1 protein-coding gene is annotated in these 1,640 nt (G+C 75.2%); it reads left to right on the top strand.

Going from position 1 to position 1,640, the window contains the following annotated elements:
• Window positions 1-370: 370 nt before the first annotated feature.
• Window positions 371-1,330 carry a type IV toxin-antitoxin system AbiEi family antitoxin domain-containing protein gene (locus WD250_01425; protein ID MEX2618854.1) on the top strand — a complete coding sequence of 320 codons (960 nt, stop codon included), beginning with the start codon at window positions 371-373 and terminating at the stop codon, window positions 1,328-1,330.
• Window positions 1,331-1,640: the final 310 nt, after the last annotated feature.

Here is a 1,640-nt window from a genome sequence, read left to right on the forward strand (position 1 = left end):
CCCCCGGGGCTCCGCCCCGCGCCCCCGGCCCCGCCCCGCGCCCCCGTCCCCGCCCCCGCCCCCGGCCGTGCCCCCGTCCCCGCCCCGCGGCCGTGTCCCCGCCCCCGCCCCCGGCCGTGCCCCCGCCCCCGCCCCCGGCCGTGCTCCCCCGGCCCCGCCCCCGGCCGTGCCCCCGGCCCCGCCCCCCGGCCGGGTTGCTGGCTTCGGGACAGATATGTCCTGAAGCCGACACCGCCTTGGCATTGGCGGGGGCTCCGCCGGCTGCCTGACCACGCCGGCGCACCCACGCCCGCCCCCACTCGGGAGCGTTGTCCCCAGGCGGGGCTGCCTTGGGCTGCCCCGCCCGATGATGCGCAGGCAGGATCCTCGCATGGACGCCTGGGCCAAGCTGTTCCGCCTCGCCGATGACCAGCACGGTGCTGTGGCGGTACGTCAGTTCGCCGAGCTCGGCCTGCACCCGCGCACGGTCAACCGCCGGGCTACCAAGGAGCAGTGGTCGCGGCCGCACCGAGGCGTGCTCACCCTGCCCTGGGCGCCCGCGACCTACGAGCGCACCGCGACCGAGGCCTACCTCGCGCTGCGCTACGGCAGCGTGGGTGCGGGCCGCCCCGACGGCGAGCGAATCCTGGTTGCGGGCCGCAGCGCCGCCAGCGTGCTCGGGTTCGCCGATGTGCGGCCCACGCCGGTGGAGCTCCTGCGCGTCAACGGCCACCCCGCCAGCGAGCGGCGCGGCATCGTCGTCCGCCGGACCATGACGCTGCCGGCTCAGGACTGCTGGAGGGTGGGGCGTCTCCCGGTGACGTCGCCGATCCGCACGCTGCGCGACATGGCCTGGGCGGGAGCGGGTGTGCCCGAGCTGGTGGAGATCGCCGCCCGCGCGACGCAGCGTGGCCAGCTGACGGCCGCCGAGCTGGATCGTGCGGTCTCGGCGTCGCTGACCCTCGCGGCCAGAGCCACGCTCGTGGCGGTCGCCGACATCCTGCGCCGCGACGGGAAGACGGACTCGCCGTTCGAGCGGGAGGTGCGGAGCTACGTGTGCAACCACGGTCTGGCGCCTCATCCCGGTGTCTTCCCGCTCACCGTCGACGGGGTCACCATTGCGCACCTGGACCTCGCCTACCCCTCGCAGCAGGTCTTCGTCGAGTCCGATGGGTTCGGCTTCCACTCGTTGCCGAGCCAGCTGCGCACCGACCACGTGCGTGCCAACGAGATCACTGCCCGTACGGAGTGGAAGGGGGTCCGCGTGGGCGTGCGGGAGTTCCGGGACAAGCCGGAGCGCTTCCTGCGTCAGCTGCGAGCAGCCCTGCGCAGCCGCGGCCGCGATTGCTGACGGCGGCGCGCCCCACAGTCACGCGAGCGGGTCACTGCCCGCCACCGCCGGGGCTGTCGCGTGCGTGTGTTGTCGGCTCCAGGACAAGTATGTCTCGAAGCCGACAACTGCCGGCTGCGCGGCGGCCCGGGGACGGATATGGGGGCACTGGTGGCTGCGGGTGCTACCCTCCACCCGAACAGGCGTTCCAGCGGAAGGGTGCAGTGTGCGCGTGCTCGGGGTCGATCCCGGGTTGAGCCGGTGCGGGGTCGGCGTGGTCGACGGCCCGGCCGCCGACCCGACGGTGGTGCGGATCGGGGTGATCCGCACC

This window comes from Egibacteraceae bacterium (assembly GCA_040905805.1).
Classification (GTDB): domain Bacteria; phylum Actinomycetota; class Nitriliruptoria; order Euzebyales; family Egibacteraceae; genus DATLGH01.

What these genes read in the sequence shown, in the direction of transcription:
- WD250_01425 (MEX2618854.1), top strand. Translation starts at nt 371, where the DNA reads ATGGACGCCTGGGCCAAGCTGTTCCGCCTCGCCGATGACCAGCACGGT.